This is a genomic window from Bdellovibrio bacteriovorus HD100, assembly GCF_000196175.1.
GTDB classification, from domain to species: Bacteria; Bdellovibrionota; Bdellovibrionia; order Bdellovibrionales; family Bdellovibrionaceae; genus Bdellovibrio; species Bdellovibrio bacteriovorus.
This window is the reverse complement of record NC_005363.1, coordinates 3,594,644-3,610,646: the sequence shown is the minus strand read 5'-3', so window position 1 is coordinate 3,610,646 and position 16,003 is coordinate 3,594,644. Positions and strand designations below refer to the sequence as shown.

Genomic DNA, 16,003 nt, shown 5'->3' with positions numbered 1-16,003 from the left:
AATACAGATGGGCCTCATATAGCACGAAGAGAACGAAATGCAACCCCACAAAAGCCCAGCCATGACGGCCAAGTTTTACAGAGTCGTTCCGCCTTTTAGAACGTTGATAATGGATTTGGAAACGGTTTTAAGCGATTCAAAGACGCCACGGCCTTCAGAAGCGCAGCCCTCGATTTCAGGGGCGTTATAAGGGTTCAGAGCACTTCTAAGCTCTGCCAGGGACGCCACGTTCGGCAAATCACGCTTGTTGTACTGCATGATCAGCGGGATTTCCCGGATGTCGTAGCCTTGTTGTTCCAGATTTCTTTCCAGATTGCGCAGGGACTCTAAGTTTTCATCCATACGTTCAATTTGGGAGTCCGCCACGAATATCACACCATCCAATCCTTTCAGGATCAGCTTGCGGGAAGCATCGTAAACAACCTGACCTGGAACGGTGTACAGGTGGAAGCGGGTTTTAAAACCACGGATGTCGCCGACGTTCAATGGCAGGAAGTCAAAGAACAGGGTGCGCTCGATGTCCGTATTCAATGCCACCAGCTTGGATTTTTGGTCCTCCGCTGTTTTTTGGTAAACCCACTGGATGTTCGTGGTTTTACCGCCCAGGGAGGGGCCGTAGTACACGACTTTGCAGTGAATTTCTTTGGCATTGTAGTTAATAAAGGACATTACAGCTCCACGCGGTTTTGCAGGGCGCGACCCATCGTTCTATCATCTACGAAATCGATGTCGCTGCCAATAGGAACTCCATGGGCAATGCGAGAAAGTTTCAAGCCTTTGCCCTGCAGCTGCTTTGCCAGGTACAAAATGGTGGTGTCGCCCTCAAGGTCTGCATCCAATGCAAGGATGATTTCCTTGATCGCAGGACCTGTGCCGCTCAAACCGTCTTCAACACGGTCGATCAGCTCTTTGATTTTCAATTCTTTGGGACCGATGCCTTCCAGTGGGGAAATCGCCCCATGCAAAACATGGTAGCGGCCACGGAATGCGCCCGAAGATTCAATTCTCATGATGTCGGAGGGTTCTTCAACCACACAGATGGATTCATCCGAACGGTGAGAATCCTCACAATAGCGGCAGATATCCGTGTCGGTGTAGTTGAAGCAGGTTGGGCAGTCGTGAACTTCAGCCTTGACGCGCAAAAGCGCCTCACTCAAACGCTCCGGGTATTCGTTCCCGGTGCGCAGAATGTAATAAGCCAGACGCTGAGCAGTCTTCGGCCCGATACCAGGCAGACGGCTCAACTCGTGGACTAATTTTTCAAGGGCAGAAATATGTAACACTTACTACTCCAGCTTCGGACGCCCGTGGCGCCCTCAGCACTGTGGCCGCAGGCCAGCCTTAGAACATTCCTGGGATATTTAGGCCGCCAGTGATTTTTTCCATTTCTTTAGCGGAAGTATCACGGGCTGTTTTAACTGCTTCGTTGGTTGCAGACAGGATCATGTCCTGAAGCATCTCAACATCGCCAGCTTTCAAAACTTCAGGGTCGATGGTCAATGCCGTGATCAAGTGGTCGCCGTTCACTTTTACTTTTACAGCGCCGCCACCGGAAGTTGCTTCGTACTCAACTTTTGCAAGTTCTTCCTGGGCTTTCTTCATTTTCATCTGCATTTGGTTGGCTTGCTTCATCAGCTGGGCCATTCCGCCGGGCATACCCTTCATAAAATCTCCTTTTTTAGTGGCCGCGCTTGTTCAGTTCAACGATGGACTTGATCTGTCCCTTGAACACGGTTTGAGCGGCTTTAACCATCGGGTTTTCAATGATCTTGTTGCGCAGATCCTCTTCGGCCATCTGCACTTTTTTCTGCTGGATGGCTTGGGCGGATTCGCCGACCTGATCACGACTCATCAATACTTCAAAAGAATACCCAGCACCCCAGTACGAATCAATAAATCCCTGTAGTTTTTTGCGCACTTGGGCGTCAGCCATTTGGTCTTTCAGAAAGGCCAATTTCACAGGAACGCCAAGGCTGATCAGCTTTCCCTCTTCCTTAACAAACAGTAAATTTTCCACTTTCGCTGCAAACAAAGCGTCGTCCTGACGAAGCAGTTCAACAAAGTTCACCCAGCGCTCTTTAGAGGTGGAACCAGAGGCAATTTTCGGTTTGCTTTCAACAACCGGAGTTGGTTGAGCTGCCGGAACCGGAGCGGCCGGTGCGGTCGCCGCAGGCTTTGCCGCTGGTGCGGGATTTGATTTCAGGGAAGAGGCCGCGGAAGAAGCTTTGTTCAGTGCTGCCTTCATCGCCTCAAGACCGGTCGGTCCATCCAGAACCTTCTGGGATTCTTCGATGCGATCATGTCCTTTTACGGGAAGGCTTACCGGCGGAACGTAGGGCCTGGCCCCACCTGCGCTGTGAGAGGGGATAGCTCCGCCTTGCAACAAAGTCTTCAGATCCACAAGTTTGGGAGCAGAAGCCATGCGCAGCAAAGTCACTTCAAGTACAATGCGAGGGTCCTGGGCGCGCGGAATGTCCGAGCCCCCCTTCAAAGCCATGTCGAAGAGCATGTGAATGTCTTCTTCCGGCAGACGCTGAGCCATTTCGCTCAAAGCCTGCAGTTCAGAGTCCGGCATTTCCAGAATCTGACTGGCTTGGGCTTCAGATACTTTGATCAGAAGCAGGTTGCGGATCATTTCCAAAAGATCCTGAGAATACAAGTGCGGCTCAAAACCGGCCGCAGCGATTTTCTCAATCACTTTCAAAACCGCCTGAGAGTTGCGATCAATCAGGGCGTTCAAAGTTTCAAAAAGCAAAGCCCGGTCCGTCAGACCCAGGATTTCAACCACACTGGCGCGGGTTAAAGGACCGTTGGCAAAAGTGATCACCTGATCCAGCAAACTTTGCGAGTCACGCATGGATCCGTCACCTTGACGAGCCACCACCCACAAAGCCTCATCATCCGCCGTCACGCCTTCGCGATCACAGATCAGTTTCAGGCGTTCGGTGATAGAGCGGGTGGAGATACGGCGGAAATCAAAACGCTGACAGCGGGACAGAATCGTCTGCGGGATCTTGTGCACTTCGGTGGTGGCCATGATGAACACCACGTGAGCCGGCGGCTCTTCCAATGTCTTCAACAGGGCGTTGAAGGCGCTGGTGGAAAGCATGTGCACTTCGTCGATGATATAGATTTTGTATTTTCCACTGGAAGGCATGAAAGCCACAGTGTCGCGAAGTTCACGGATCGCATCCACACCGTTGTTGGAAGCTCCATCGATCTCGATCACGTCAATGCTGGAACCGCCCGCGATCTCGTTGCACGAATAGCAGTCATTGCACGGAACAAAGTTCTGGGCATTCGGACAGCGAAGAGCTTTGGCAAGGATACGGGCAGAAGAAGTTTTTCCTGTACCACGCGGACCTGTGAAAAGCAGGGCGTGAGGCAAGCGACCGTTTTTAAGAGCATTGGAAAGTGTTTGGGTAATATGATTTTGCCCGACAACGTCGGTAAATGATTGGGGACGCCATTTGCGTGCAATCACCTGATAAGACAAAATCCACCCCTCAAGATCATGAAACAGGAAAAAAAAGTGGCCGAGCACCCCATATCACATAGTCCCTCGAGTGCCGTTGCTTCCTTCCGGACCTAGCGGGATTCGTCAAGAGAGCTATTGTATGGGACCCGGCCACCGCTGGATGTATCCCATTGGTGGGGGGATTACATTCGATAACTCGCCGCGCATTTCAGTTAGTTTGGGAACCCCGTTAATCGGGCACGCCGTCCGGGCTCTGCTGGCGCCGGGGCGGGGCCCCGGTTCGGGCCATCGTGGCCCCGCCAGAGGCCCTCCTTCGGGGGTTCCCCTCCCAAACTAACTGAAATACCCGAAGTTAGCGAAAATACGGGGGAATGGGGTAACTGGGCGGTGGTGCTTTGGGGGATTGTTGGCTGGCCCTGCGGGCGCCGCGGTTTTTCTGGCTGGCCTTCGGCGCCGCTTTTTTGGGGCTTGGCCCCTTTCCCCCCTTTTGGGGCTTTGCCCCTTGCCCCCGGGAGAGGGGTGGGAGTGAGGGGAGGGTTAACTGGGAATTGTTGGGGTGGGTCGTTGCTTGCTGTTCCTCAATCCTTGCGCGAGGATTATTCAACTTACCGAGGTGAAACCTATGATGAAATTGATCCTTTCCCTGTCCCTGATCAGCTCCTTTGCTTTTGCTCAATCCGTCGGCGTGAAAGACATCCCGGCTGATGGTGACACCACCATCGAAATCAAAAAAGGCTCTAAAACCCAAAACGAATACGAAGTCATCCAAAGCGAAGACGAAGTCGAAGGCGATGCAGCTCCACTTCTGAAAGAAGCCCGTGTGAACTGGAAAAAAGCCTGCGCCGACTGGAAAGCCGAAATCAAAGATCTGAATAAAGAAAACCGTGTCTTGACCCTGAGCTGCGGAAAAATGGAGTGCTCCACCGTTGCGATGGAATCCACTTGCCGCTCCAAAACCAACGCCAAGATTAAAGTTAAGGTAAAATAGGGTAATTCTTTCCACACCTATTTCGAATCAAGCTCAACGTGTCTATATTTCGGGGCATGTTGGGCTTTTTTATTTCTCTGCTTTTATCCTCTTTGCCGGCTCAGGCCGTCACTTCGGTATCCTGTGACGGTGTCACCGGGGTTGTGCGTGAAGTGGTGTTTCTTGAACACGAAGACTGCGCGCTGGCGAAATCTCTGTCAGACATCTTCAATCAAATGGCGGTGACCTTTAATTCCTCTGCGGCTGTGAATCTTGTGATTGGCGGTCCTTCCGACAATGCCAGTTTTGACAACGGTCACATTGTGCAGGTGCCCTATCGTATGGTGTTTTATGGCAAGTACGGGCGCAAGTATGAGACTCATCTTTCAAACTTGTACACCAGCGCGGCTCACGAATACGGGCATGCGATTTTTCATGAACACCTGCGAACGACCGCCGGTCCTGAGTTTGCTGATCTTTTTTCCAAGCTGGATCAGCTTTCGGCGCGAAAGCTTGCGATCTTAAAGGGTGCCAGCGACGTTTCGTTTGTTGGGGATTCGACGAATCTGGTGTATTCACCGCAGTTTCGCTTGATCAGTTCCCGCATGGCTGCTTATGCCGAATTCTTTGCCGATGTGCTGGCGGTTTATCATTTTCAGGATCGCCAGGCGATGGTGAAGGCTTTGTATCACGACGGGCTGGATGACTTTCAGTACAACTACATCCGTCTGCGGGATTTCTCTTCGCAGCCGGATCCCAAGTGGGAACATCTGTTGTCCGAGGACCACGTGAAACTTTCTCCGGCCAGAGCGTTCGTGGGGAAGCACCTGTGGCCGCAAAATGCTGATCAATCCCAGGAAATGTCTGACTGGATTTTATTCTGCATCTTAAGAGTGTTGGCGCAGGATCTGGAGTCGGAAGAAGAACCCGAGTGGGAGCTCGCCAATCAGAACCTGATTCGCGAGCTTGAAAGTGTGCTGCCTACAGTTGGCACAGAGGCTTTTTCTCGGTAAGGCCGCCGTCCTGCGGGGTTGTTAGGAACTTGCACGGATCATAGCCTTTTTCCTGAAGGAAGCTTGTCAGGTCCTTCAAAGTCGCCGCCGGCAGATCCGGAGTGCGGGACAAAATCCAGCCATAGTCGCGGCTAGGGTGGCCCACGATAGCGAATTGATAGTTTTCATCCAGACGAATGATCCAGTACTTCCCTCCGAAAATATAAATCCAGCGATCTCCAATTTTCACGAAGGTGACTTTCAGTTTTGCGTTCGTCGTGGGGTCGGTCACTTTCGCGCGGCCCTCGGACTGGCTGCGATCACCTTTTTCAGTCTGACATGAATTCAAAACTTTCACTTCGTTGGTGTCGGTCAGTAATTCATATTCGGCCGTGGTGTTGCTGACACACTGTTTTTGAAAAGACTGGGGGATCGAGGCGATCTCGTGCCACTTTCCCATATAGCGGGGGATGTCCACCTGGTCTACAACAGGCAGATCCTGCGCAAAGGCGAAGCTCGTAGAAGAGAATAGCAAAACGGACAGCAGCAGGTGCTTCATGAAAACTCCTTGGTGTTTGATCATTTATACTTCTTTTGGTCTTGGAATGGTGGGTCCAGTGCTAAAAGACAAATCTGCTTTTAGAGTATTCTCTGAATCCGCATTCGTGACCTAAAACTCCCTCGCTTTTTACTGCCCCTTCCTCCAGAAGGTGGGGGTCCTGTCTATGAAAAATATGTAAGCATTGTAGGCTGACACTTCCTTGCGAAAACGCAATGAAGGAGATCAGATGAAAATTAAGAATCACGCTATCGCCATGATCGTCGCTCTGGGCTTGCCTCTTATCGGATGCCAGGGGGGATCGGAAGACTTCCAGAACTATTCCAGCACTTCTTCAGAACAAAATGATTCCCAGAATATCACCGACCCAACAGACACCACGGCCGAAGACAGTCACGATATTGCCGATCACATTCACAACGACATTAGTGAAGCCATCAGTGAAGATATTCAGGCGCTGGGTTGTGTGAAAGCTTCAACATCACAAAAGAAACAAGTGAACCTGGGTCTGTCCAAAAAAGAAGAGTTTCTGCAGAAGTGCTCCAAAGAAACAAACGGATCCTCCTGGTGTGATGAGCTTGTTCGTCCGAACCCGCGCAGCTCCAACACTTTCAAGTGCACCTATGGTTCATCTCAGGCGCACAATCTGATTCACCCGGTTGAAGGCACCTGGAAGTACCCTATCGAGGGCGTTCGCATCCTTCAGGATCTTTCCGCCAAAGGGATCAAGATCAGCCAGATCTACAACTGGTGGAGACCTGAACCCTACAACAAAAACGTGGGCGGGGCTGCCGGCCGTCACCCGTATGGAACTTCCATCGACGTTCGTTTTTCCAGCAACAGTGAAGCCGACCGTGCCTTCCGTGAACTTTGTAAAATGCGCAAAGCCAAGCGCCTGCGTGCGATTGGTCACTATGGCAGCGCCTCTTTGCATATCGGTGTGGGTGACAGAACCGCCAACACCTGGGGCAAAAGCTGCAACTAATTTGAATCCTGCATTCCAGATTGTCCGTCCAAATTCAGGGACGGACCGGACGCCGAGGCAAGTCTTCGGCGTTTTAATTTGATCTGACGGGTTTTCGAGGCTGGCCCGGGACTTGATATCTCCCTTTTGCGAAGAAAAGGAGATATTCATGAAGCCACATTATTTCTTGATCGTTCCCATGGTTCTGTTTCTGGCGGGCTGCCAGCCAGGGTCGGACTCTCAAAAAGCCCCCCAAGGCACAGTTCAGGGTGAAACTCCGCAGATACCGGATCCAAAGTCGGATGCGGATCCTGACGTCAGTGTTTCGGTGACGGCAGAGCGTGAAACTGGCGGGACAGCATTGCTGGTGAAGATCGTCAAAGACAACAGCAGCTTTGGTATTGATTCCGTTAAAAGACTGGATATGCATACGGGTTATTCAGTGGATGTTCCTGTTCAGGGGGCGGATGTGATCGATCGCCCGACGAATCAGAAATCAAATCTTCGTCCTTGGCATTATAAATACGTTATTCAAACAAATCGCGGGCAGCTGGTGCATGAAGTGCGCTTGCTGAAAGATCTTGAAATCAAGGAACAAGTCAGAATCTCAGACTATCAGTTTGATTCAAACCGACTGATGTTGGGCAAGCTGTCCTTCGGATCTGAAGGTTCTTTAATAACTGAAGGGCGTGATCTGCAAATTGATGCCGAAGAAATTCACAGCGACCTTGTGGCGCGTATCAAGACTTTTGATGAACAAGAACTTGAACACTCTGTGACTTACAAGGCTCCTGGCAAAGGGGGCGGTCGACTGATTGTGAATGCCGGATTTGCAAACGGCACTTTTGTGTTTCAAATGCACGGTCATCCCGGAGCTCAGGGTGAAAAAGGCGTGGATGCAACTCAGGTTCCTCCAGCGAAAGCGGCTGCGGGTCGCCCAGGTGAATTTGACTTTATTGCTGTCGGTCCCCGCCGTGAAGGGGGCGATCGTCCGATCTGTATCTCCCAGCCGACGGATGGTGCGACGGGTACGAACGGTGTTCAGGGCGGCACTGGCTTTGATGGCTTCCCGGGAGGTTCCTCCGGCTCGCTTTATCTAACCGTGAAGAAAGCCAAACTCTTCAGATATCAAGCTTTGTTCTTTCCTGGATTGCCTGGAGTTGGTGGCCCTGGAGGCAAAGGTCAGCCAGGCGGAGCCGGTGGTGATGCCGGAGCTCCCGCTCGTATGTGCAAAAAGGCAAAAGCTGGTGCCAATGGTCAAGAAGGCCCCGTGGGTGCTCAAGGCAAGCCCGGCGCAGTGGGCGCTTTGGGTGAGTTGTGTGTGACCTTGTTGGACAGCGGAACTTCCTGTGTGACTCGCGAACAAAATGTCGGAGGTGTGCAATGAATAGAAAACTAATTTCCACAACGGTAAGTGCGATGATGATTCTATCAGCCTGTGCGCCACAGAAAGAAACCGTGCGGGAGATCATCCGTACTCAGGGTGACAATCAAGACGAGAAAGGCAAGTCGGAAAGTTCGGCGGCGTTTTTCCCATTCTGGGAGCAGATGGCGGCCGGAGCCCAGCCCAACCCGGCGCTGGCGCGTTTGTTGGTGCCTTATCTAAATTCAGCCCAGCGCGAATCTTATCTGCGCTCTTATCCTGCAGACTCAAATGTTCTTACGGCTTTTGAAAAAGACCGCCAGATGGCCAAGAGCATTTACATGCTGCAGACTCTGGGCTTCAAAAATGATCCGGCGGTTCTGAGCTACACAGTGAACTATCGTTACAATCAGATGTCTTTCAGTGCCAAGGGTATTCATGATGATTTTAATCTGACTTTGCAGATTCAGCGCCAGAACGAAGCGATGCAAAGCTTGTTAAAGACTTACTCTGACCGTGCCCAGAAAGTGGCGCAGGAACTGGCGCCGCACTACATTCAGCAGCTCAGTCCTGAAGATCAGAAGAAGCTGGCACAAGCGGCAAGATCCCCTCGGGCGGAAGCCATCGAAAAGACTGTTGAGATTCTGAAGAACTACGACAAGATCCTGTCGGCTTATAACTTTCACGATGATGACAACACCAAATTAGTGGTGATCGGGTTGGTTGCCGGTGCCGTTGTGGATCAGTTGGTCAAAAACCCAAGCGTGCAGGATTTCATCCGCAAAGCGCGCGAGGTGATCGAAGTCGCCGCGAAAGTGCGTGAAGCGGCTTCTTTGGTCCAGGTCATTCACGACAACCGCAAACAAATGAACCAAGACTTGCAGGCCGCGCGTGGGGCGCTGGAGGGTCTTGGTAATGACATTAAAAAAGGCCGTTGGGATCTTGAGTTCCGTCCGGCAACCCGGGTCGAAACCCTGCGTCTGATGAATGATGCTTTGACCGGAAACCTGCAAACAGGTTCTGGGAATGGGCCTTTGAGTGAGCCGCAATCCATCAATAAAAATGTAGAGATCTTCGTCAGCAGTGCCGCTTCTGCGGCGGGACGCCTGGATAATATTTTGAATGCGACTGAAAAGATCGCAGTCACTCTGGGGGTTAATCTGGATCCGGGCATTCGAAAAGCCATCGACACAGCTCGCACGGTGACATCGGCAATCAACATTGGACAGGCGGTGATGAAGGCTTATTCTTCCGGCGGATTGATCAGTGCCATGAGTATGATGGCTGGCGGTCCCGGTCCGGCCTTGTTGGGCGCAGCTTTGGGCGGTGGTGGCCTTGACGCGCAAATGGCCGCGGACATGAAAGAGATTAAACGTGATTTGGCTGAAATCAAGCGCATGCAAAAGCAGATGCTTGAAATGCAGATGGAAACCATGGTCATGATCCGCGATCTTGCGGTGATGGTCGAGTCCTACCACGTTCAGCAGATGGCAGAACTGCGTTCGATCAAGTCCCTGGTTGTTCAGCAAATTGAATCGCAAAGAATTCTTCTGCATACCGAAATCGCTGCCTGTGAAAAGATGGTTCAGTTCGGCGTCAGCCTCAATGGTGACACGACAAAGTCCTATCGTCTGGGAAGTGTTGCCACGGGTGATGTCACCAAAGAGCTTCTAAAAAATGCACTGAAGAACAAAGGCTCGCTGGTGGAGTTCGTTCGTTCCGCGGGTGAATCCACCTTTGAAACCTGCCAGAAAAGCATGACCCGCGCCTTTGGAAGAGCAGAAGCTTTGGAAAATCCAATTCAGCTGGTGGCCAATCAGAAAGCGGATGAACTTGCGAACTTCTATGAGGATATGTATGCCCCGCTGTGGGAGGCGTTGAAAGATCAGGACATCATCAGATATCCGGTTTATTCCACGGGTCTGCATCTGCCGGCGGCGAATGTTGAAGCTTTGGTGCGCAAGGTGGGTTATGCCAATCGCTCCGAGAGGCCGGCATTTGATGCCGGCAATTATGATCTGAAGAATCTGATTTCCACCGAAGGCCTTGAGCGCTACGTGGAAAGTCTGCTGGTTCTGCATCCGATTCTTTCCTATGACAAGGCTGATTGGTTGGCCTTAAAAGGAGATCCATCAGTTCTGAAAGAACGCTATAACATCAGCTGGAATCGCTCTCAATACTGGCTGAAAAACGCACTGGCGCTGGTGAATTCCGCCATCGCCCAGGAAGCTTTGATGGTCGGGGAGCCTCTGTTGCCAGGCCTTGCAGACAGGTGGGGGAAGCTCACGGGGAAAACGGATTGCAGCAAGCACGATGATCCGACACAAGGACTTCTGTGTGCGATTCGCCGCAACAGCATGTTCAGCAAAAACCTGTTGAAGTTCGTGATCCGCCAGCGCATTCCAGTTGAAGGCCTTCGCACTCACTATGCGACAGCTCTGGCCGCAAAGAATATCAAGGCGCTGGAATTCACTCTGGGTCTGGATTTCCACGGAAAACTGCAGGTGAAGGATGTGAAGGACGCTGCTGGCAACGTGAAAGAGCAATATGTGATTCTGTCCTGGCAGGATAAAAACGGCGTTTATGAAACCCGCATGCCTTCAGCCGAAGAAGTCACGGCCGGGGAAATTGAATACACCGGCAACATGAAACGCCTGATGGTTCTTCAGGATAAAGTCGTAGAGGCCTATCTTGAGGTGACTCCGATGGCAGTGGATGAAAGCGTGCAAAAACAAGTGCGCCGACTGACGCTGCAGAAATAAAAAAAGAGGAGCCTTGCGGGGCTCCTCTTTCATTTTGTCATTTAGGACAAATCAATTACATGGAAAGAGCTTTTTTCAAGTTCTCATCCAACTTCGCCAGGAACGGCTCCGTGTTCATGTACTTGTCAGCTGGAACTTTGTCGCCATAGATGCAAACGGCAAGGTCTTTGGTCATGAAGCCAGCTTCAACAGTCTCAACGCAGACTTTTTCCAAAGTCTGAGCGAACTTCACAAGCTCCTGGTTGTTATCCAGGTTACCACGGTGCTCAAGACCGCGAGTCCATGCAAAGATGGAAGCGATTGGGTTCGTGGAAGTTGGTTTGCCTTGCTGGTGCTGACGGTAGTGACGAGTCACTGTGCCGTGAGCTGCTTCAGATTCCATAGTCTTACCGTCTGGAGTGACCAATACGGAAGTCATCAGACCCAAAGAACCGAAGCCTTGAGCTACTGTATCGGACTGAACGTCGCCGTCGTAGTTCTTACATGCCCATACGAAGTTACCATTCCATTTCAAAGCGGAAGCAACCATGTCGTCGATCAGGCGGTGCTCGTAAGTGATGCCAGCAGCATCGAACTTCGCTTTGAATTCTTTTTGATAGATCTCTTCGAAGATGTCTTTGAAGCGACCATCGTATTTTTTCAGGATGGTATTTTTAGTGGAAAGGTACAACGGCCATTTCTTGGTCAACGCCTGGTTGAAGCAAGAACGTGCGAAACCGGTGATGGATTCGTCAGTGTTGTACATAGTCAAAGCAACGCCATCGCCTTTGAAGTTGTAAACTTCGTGAGTGATCGTTTCTCCACCGTTCTCAGGCTGGAAAGTCACAGTCAGCTTGCCTTTGCCTTTGGTTACGAAATCAGTTGCACGGTACTGGTCGCCGAAAGCGTGACGACCGATGCAGATGGGAGCTGTCCAGTTAGGAACCAGACGTGGAACGTTTTTGCAGATGATGGGTTCACGGAATACAGTACCATCCAAAATGTTACGGATAGTGCCGTTCGGGGACTTCCACATTTGTTTCAGGTTGAATTCTTTTACGCGAGCTTCGTCAGGAGTGATCGTCGCGCATTTGATACCCACGTTGTACTTTTTGATCGCTTCCGCAGCGTCAACAGTTACTTGGTCGTTGGTAGCATCACGATGCTCCATGCCCAGGTCATAGTACTTAATGTCGATATCAAGGTATGGAAGGATCAATTGTTGTTTGATGAATTTCCAGATGATTCTTGTCATTTCATCGCCGTCGAGTTCAACGACGGGATTGGCAACTTTGATTTTTTTCATAAGTCGGTGTCCTTTGTGATTGGATTATAGAAGCCCTGAAAATATAGAATGCCCCTGCCGCGATGACAAAGAAAAACAGGGCATCAAAAGGCAAAGTCGGGGCTGGTTGAGGGCCTCGGGTCTCGGGGTGAGATGATCACAAAATCAATTGATCCCGCGATGAGACGCTATTTTATTGATCATAAGTATACAATTTAACTAGATAAATACTGAACACGAAAATTAAAATGATCACACTTGTGAACTTTTTGTGGAGAATGGCGATAAGTAAAGTATCCTGATTTCAGATTGCAGTTCGATACCGATTCAACCCGAAGATTCATCACAGACAGGATGTCGGATTCTTTAACAGGGAGGGACTATGAATAGCAAGACAGTAAAGACAGTAAAGACAGTGATAGCAGGATTTGCCGCATTGAGTATGGTGGGCTGTTCCCAGCAGACGGCTTCGTCCGGGACGGTTTCCACGGCTCTGACCATGACAGGGTCTTCGCAGGCATCGACCATTGCCAAGTACAAGATTGAGCATCCATGGCTTAATCTGTTTATGCCAGCGGCCATGGCGTTACCAGCTCCAGCGATGACGGATGCGTCAGGAGCGAATGTGACCCTGTCCAAGGCCTGGGTGGTGGTGAAAGAGGTGGAGCTCGAGATGACAGAACAAGTCAGTTCCGCTGAGGACGACGGGGCTGAAGACAGCATCGAGTTCAGCGGGCCTTTTGTTGTGGATCTTCTTTCTGCCGCACCGACATCGTTTGGGGTTGCAGAGGTTCCGGCGGGAGTCTATCGCCGCATCAAAATGAAGTTAGAGAAAGACGCCGTTCTGCCGGCAGAGGCACCCATGGGGCTGGCCGGAAACAGCATCTATTTTGAAGCGACTGTGGCGGGCAACCAGCTGACTTATTCGGCGGATGACGGCACCGAATTTAAGATCAGCGGTGCGGGTGGTATCAATCTTGGCGAATCGTCGAATGTTCTGATGGCGATCAAGCTGGCTGATTTGTTCAAAATGATAGATCTGTCGGGGGTGACCTCCAACGTGAATATCACTTCGAGCAACAGAGTCGCGGGTGTGAATCTTTGTCCGCTCATCGACTCTTCAGCGCAGGATTTGTACACATGCTTCCGCAAAGGTCTTGAAGCCGCCGGCAAGCTCGGAAAAGACGATGATGGTGACTGCGAGATCGAAGAGCATGAAGATGAAGTGGAAGACTAATTCAGCAAGGAATTGTTATGGCGACGGTAGTTAAGAAACCTTTGATACAGGAATATCATGACTACCTGGAATTTTTGATAGACTGGATAGACTATCTCAAGGTTCGAGAAAAAGGATTCAGTCTTCGTCAGGTGGCAAAGGAGGCCGGGATGGCCTCCGGCTACCTGCCTATGTGTTTTTCCCGCAAGAGAAAGCTCAGCAAGAGATCCTTTGTAAAGCTGCTGCCCCATCTGATGTTGACACCCAAAGAGGCCAGATACCTGGAGCTTCTTCAGGTGATTGCAGAATCTGAAGATCCAAAGGACCGTGTGAAGGCTCTGACCGAGCTGCAAAGGCTGAAAGACTATCGGGAATCACATCAGTTGGAACTGGAAGTGCATCAGTATTTGAGTCGCTGGTACTATGTCGCGATCAGAGAGCTGGTGAACACAGCGGATTTTAAAGAAGACCCGGCCTGGATTCAGGACAGACTGCGGGGCCGGATTTCCCAGAAGGAAATTGAGGAGGCCTTGGCTTTCCTGGTCCAGTTCAAATTTATTGAAAAGAATGCCGATGGAAAATATCTCGTCGTGCAAAAGCAGCTGGACTGTCACGAAGGGGTCTTTAAGATCTCGTTAGGGGAGTTTCATCGCCAGATGCTCGACTGGGCCAAGGTGTCTATCGAAGAGGTCCCCCGGGCGGACCGACTTCTTTTGGGGCACACGACGGCGATCACCCGTGATCAGTTCGAACTGGTGCAGGGAATTCTAAAAAAGGCCTTGAATGACCTGGAGCGTGTGGAAAATTCCACAGTTCAAAAGGGTATGGAAGTATATCACATTGAGTTGACGGCCTTCCCGTTGACGCAAAATTCCTCTGTAAAAGACGGAAGTGTGGGAGAATAAAGATATGAAATTAGTTTTAACTGCCATCACAGGCGCCGCCCTTATGCTGACCTCCTGTCAGCAAAGCAGCAAGGGTGGCACCAGTACGGGGAATCCTTTGGTCAGCTTTAAGCTGACGGCGTCTTCCGCGCCAGCGACGCTGACAGCGCAGTCGTCACGATTCCGTCTACCTTGGCTGGAGTTTTTGCTGAAGCCGGCGATGGCCTTGCCTCCACCGGCTCTTCAGGATTCCGGGGGGCTTGTGGTCACACTCAGCCACGCGTGGATTGCCGTGAAGGAAGTGGAATTTAAAGCCACAGAGGTCGCCGGTCAGGATGAAGTGGACGGGGACGAGATCAGTTTCGAAGGACCTTTCGTTGTCGATCTTTTGACTTCGCAGCCAGAATCCTTTGGGCAGGCTCGAATTGGCACCTCAACTCTGCGTCGGATAAAAATGCAGCTTCATAATACGGACACGCTTCCAGCGGCGGCTCCGGCGCAGATGCTCAATAAAAGTATCTACTGGAATGGTACGGTCAATGGACATGCCTTCTCGATCTCCAGTCGCGAGGGTTATGAGTATGAGCTGGGTGGCTCCAACGGTGTCTCGTTGTCCGAGAACTCCAGTATTCTGATGAGCATTCAGATTGCGAATCTGTTTAAGAAAATCGATTTGTCCGGCATTTCCAGTGACACAGTGATTGATGAGCAGAATCGTTTTGCTGCTGTTAATCCATGCCCGCTGATTGATGCCTCAGCTTCGGATATTTACACCTGCTTTACCAAGGGTCTTGAGTCCGAGTCCAATGTGGGGCGGGACGATGACGGGGATGATGACTTGGGTGACAGTGACGACACGGTAAAATAGTCTGATAAAAGGGTCGAAAGACCCTTTTTCTATTTTAGCAGTGAACGCTCCAGGAATGCCAGGTGCTGTTCGATCGCCTCGGCCACCGAGGTTCTGCTTTGCAGGCTTTGAAACTGCCCATCGATCATCAATACAGAAAACCCATGAATGCCAGACCAGACGGAGCGAGCGGCGATCAGGGCGTCGGTCTTTCTGAAGACCTGGGATTTCATTCCCTCTTGCAGGCATTCCACCAAAATAGAGAACGAACGCAGGCCGACTTCTTCCAGCTCGGGACGCTGATCTTTGGCGCAGCGAAGTTCCTGGTGAAACATGCTGCGATAGTGGCCGCTATGGGAAAGGGCAAACTCAATGTAAGCGCGCCCCAAGGCGGAAAGCTTCTGACGGGGACTGCGCGCTTTGGCGATTTCAGTGCTGAAGGCCTGATTCAGATTATGAAAACCTTCTTCGGCGATATGGGACAGCAGATCCTGCTTGGATTTAAAATGGCGGTAAACAGCGGTGTGGCTCACTTTGAGGCTTTGGGCGATCTCACGCAAGGTAAAATCGGCTTCGCCTTTTTTTTGAATGATTTCAACGGTCTTTTTAATGGCGGCCGTTTTAAGGTCACCATGATGATATGTCTTAGCCATGAAATAAAGACTAGCACGCACTTTCTATGTTTACAATGGTCACATTAATGTTAA

Annotated in this window: 15 protein-coding genes and 1 other RNA gene; 8 read left to right on the top strand and 8 right to left on the bottom strand. The window is 50.9% G+C overall.

The features are described from left to right. Positions 1-75 precede the first annotated feature (75 nt). The 5 genes from mglA to ffs all read right to left on the bottom strand — a co-directional run bounded on the left by mglA (position 76) and on the right by ffs (position 3,630). Positions 76-669, bottom strand: coding sequence for a GTPase MglA (mglA, locus tag BD_RS17070; protein WP_011166041.1), 594 nt, complete (start codon positions 667-669; stop codon positions 76-78). Next, positions 669-1,283 carry a recombination mediator RecR gene (gene recR, locus BD_RS17065; protein WP_011166040.1) on the bottom strand — a complete coding sequence of 205 codons (615 nt, stop codon included), beginning with the start codon at positions 1,281-1,283 and terminating at the stop codon, positions 669-671. Before recR ends, mglA begins: the two co-directional genes overlap by 1 nt. 58 nt (positions 1,284-1,341) lie before the next feature. After that, complete coding sequence (locus BD_RS17060) at positions 1,342-1,665, bottom strand: YbaB/EbfC family nucleoid-associated protein (RefSeq protein WP_011166039.1); 324 nt, start codon at positions 1,663-1,665, stop codon at positions 1,342-1,344. Positions 1,666-1,678: 13 nt separating this feature from the next. Then, the gene (gene dnaX, locus BD_RS17055) at positions 1,679-3,496 is read right to left on the bottom strand and encodes a DNA polymerase III subunit gamma/tau (protein WP_038452018.1); all 1,818 of its coding nucleotides are present in this window, start codon (positions 3,494-3,496) and stop codon (positions 1,679-1,681) included. A 35-nt stretch (positions 3,497-3,531) separates the two neighbouring features. After that, positions 3,532-3,630: signal recognition particle sRNA small type (gene ffs, locus BD_RS18110), an RNA gene on the bottom strand. A 470-nt stretch (positions 3,631-4,100) separates the two neighbouring features. Here ffs and BD_RS17050 point away from each other — a divergent pair. Together BD_RS17050 and BD_RS17045 are read left to right on the top strand one after the other, a co-directional pair. Then, the gene (locus BD_RS17050; RefSeq protein WP_157865737.1) at positions 4,101-4,466 is read left to right on the top strand and encodes a hypothetical protein; all 366 of its coding nucleotides are present in this window, start codon (positions 4,101-4,103) and stop codon (positions 4,464-4,466) included. A 56-nt stretch (positions 4,467-4,522) separates the two neighbouring features. Then, positions 4,523-5,458: a hypothetical protein gene (locus BD_RS17045; protein ID WP_041583658.1), complete on the top strand. Its 936-nt coding sequence runs from the start codon at positions 4,523-4,525 to the stop codon at positions 5,456-5,458. Here BD_RS17045 and BD_RS17040 read toward each other — a convergent pair. Beyond that, positions 5,427-5,996: a lipocalin family protein gene (locus BD_RS17040; protein ID WP_011166035.1), complete on the bottom strand. Its 570-nt coding sequence runs from the start codon at positions 5,994-5,996 to the stop codon at positions 5,427-5,429. The two genes, BD_RS17045 and BD_RS17040, sit on opposite strands and share 32 nt — an antisense overlap. Positions 5,997-6,225: 229 nt before the next feature. On the opposite strand from BD_RS17040, the gene BD_RS17035 reads away from it, so the two are divergent. From BD_RS17035 to BD_RS17025, 3 genes are all read left to right on the top strand, one after another. Further along, positions 6,226-6,981: a hypothetical protein gene (locus BD_RS17035; RefSeq protein ID WP_041583657.1), complete on the top strand. Its 756-nt coding sequence runs from the start codon at positions 6,226-6,228 to the stop codon at positions 6,979-6,981. Between the two features lie 148 nt (positions 6,982-7,129). After that, positions 7,130-8,347 (top strand): hypothetical protein, encoded by a 1,218-nt coding sequence (locus tag BD_RS17030; RefSeq protein WP_231839219.1) that lies wholly within the window; start codon positions 7,130-7,132, stop codon positions 8,345-8,347. After that, a complete protein-coding gene (locus BD_RS17025; RefSeq protein ID WP_011166032.1) occupies positions 8,344-11,085 on the top strand; it encodes a hypothetical protein in 2,742 nt (913 codons plus the stop codon). The genes BD_RS17030 and BD_RS17025 overlap by 4 nt, the downstream gene beginning before the upstream one ends. 55 nt (positions 11,086-11,140) lie before the next feature. On the opposite strand, the gene BD_RS17020 is transcribed toward BD_RS17025, so the two are convergent. Next, a complete protein-coding gene (locus BD_RS17020; protein WP_011166031.1) occupies positions 11,141-12,370 on the bottom strand; it encodes an NADP-dependent isocitrate dehydrogenase in 1,230 nt (409 codons plus the stop codon). A 361-nt stretch (positions 12,371-12,731) separates the two neighbouring features. On the opposite strand from BD_RS17020, the gene BD_RS17015 reads away from it, so the two are divergent. Genes BD_RS17015 through BD_RS17005 form a run of 3 tightly spaced genes read left to right on the top strand, consistent with a single transcriptional unit; the run spans position 12,732 to position 15,317 of the window. Then, entirely contained in the window at positions 12,732-13,586 is an 855-nt protein-coding gene (locus BD_RS17015; RefSeq protein WP_011166030.1) for a DUF4382 domain-containing protein, read from the top strand. A 17-nt stretch (positions 13,587-13,603) separates the two neighbouring features. Next, entirely contained in the window at positions 13,604-14,470 is an 867-nt protein-coding gene (locus BD_RS17010) for a DUF4423 domain-containing protein (RefSeq protein ID WP_011166029.1), read from the top strand. Positions 14,471-14,474: 4 nt separating this feature from the next. Continuing rightward, a complete protein-coding gene (locus tag BD_RS17005) occupies positions 14,475-15,317 on the top strand; it encodes a hypothetical protein (protein ID WP_011166028.1) in 843 nt (280 codons plus the stop codon). Between the two features lie 29 nt (positions 15,318-15,346). Here the strand turns inward: BD_RS17005 and BD_RS17000 are convergent, their stop codons facing one another. Continuing rightward, on the bottom strand, positions 15,347-15,949 hold the full coding sequence (locus tag BD_RS17000; RefSeq protein ID WP_038450251.1) for a TetR/AcrR family transcriptional regulator: 603 nt from the start codon (positions 15,947-15,949) through the stop codon (positions 15,347-15,349). Positions 15,950-16,003: the final 54 nt, after the last annotated feature.

Excerpts from the sequence above, each read along its gene's own strand:
- BD_RS17050 (WP_157865737.1), top strand. The coding sequence starts at position 4,101 with ATGATGAAATTGATCCTTTCCCTGTCCCTGATCAGCTCCTTTGCTTTT.
- BD_RS17035 (WP_041583657.1), top strand. The coding sequence starts at position 6,226 with ATGAAAATTAAGAATCACGCTATCGCCATGATCGTCGCTCTGGGCTTG.
- BD_RS17060 (WP_011166039.1), bottom strand. The coding sequence starts at position 1,665 with ATGAAGGGTATGCCCGGCGGAATGGCCCAGCTGATGAAGCAAGCCAAC.
- BD_RS17005 (WP_011166028.1), top strand. The coding sequence starts at position 14,475 with ATGAAATTAGTTTTAACTGCCATCACAGGCGCCGCCCTTATGCTGACC.
- BD_RS17010 (WP_011166029.1), top strand. The coding sequence starts at position 13,604 with ATGGCGACGGTAGTTAAGAAACCTTTGATACAGGAATATCATGACTAC.
- BD_RS17045 (WP_041583658.1), top strand. The coding sequence starts at position 4,523 with ATGTTGGGCTTTTTTATTTCTCTGCTTTTATCCTCTTTGCCGGCTCAG.
- BD_RS17030 (WP_231839219.1), top strand. The coding sequence starts at position 7,130 with ATGAAGCCACATTATTTCTTGATCGTTCCCATGGTTCTGTTTCTGGCG.
- BD_RS17015 (WP_011166030.1), top strand. The coding sequence starts at position 12,732 with ATGAATAGCAAGACAGTAAAGACAGTAAAGACAGTGATAGCAGGATTT.
- mglA (WP_011166041.1), bottom strand. The coding sequence starts at position 669 with ATGTCCTTTATTAACTACAATGCCAAAGAAATTCACTGCAAAGTCGTG.
- BD_RS17000 (WP_038450251.1), bottom strand. The coding sequence starts at position 15,949 with ATGGCTAAGACATATCATCATGGTGACCTTAAAACGGCCGCCATTAAA.
- BD_RS17025 (WP_011166032.1), top strand. The coding sequence starts at position 8,344 with ATGAATAGAAAACTAATTTCCACAACGGTAAGTGCGATGATGATTCTA.
- BD_RS17020 (WP_011166031.1), bottom strand. The coding sequence starts at position 12,370 with ATGAAAAAAATCAAAGTTGCCAATCCCGTCGTTGAACTCGACGGCGAT.
- BD_RS17040 (WP_011166035.1), bottom strand. The coding sequence starts at position 5,996 with ATGAAGCACCTGCTGCTGTCCGTTTTGCTATTCTCTTCTACGAGCTTC.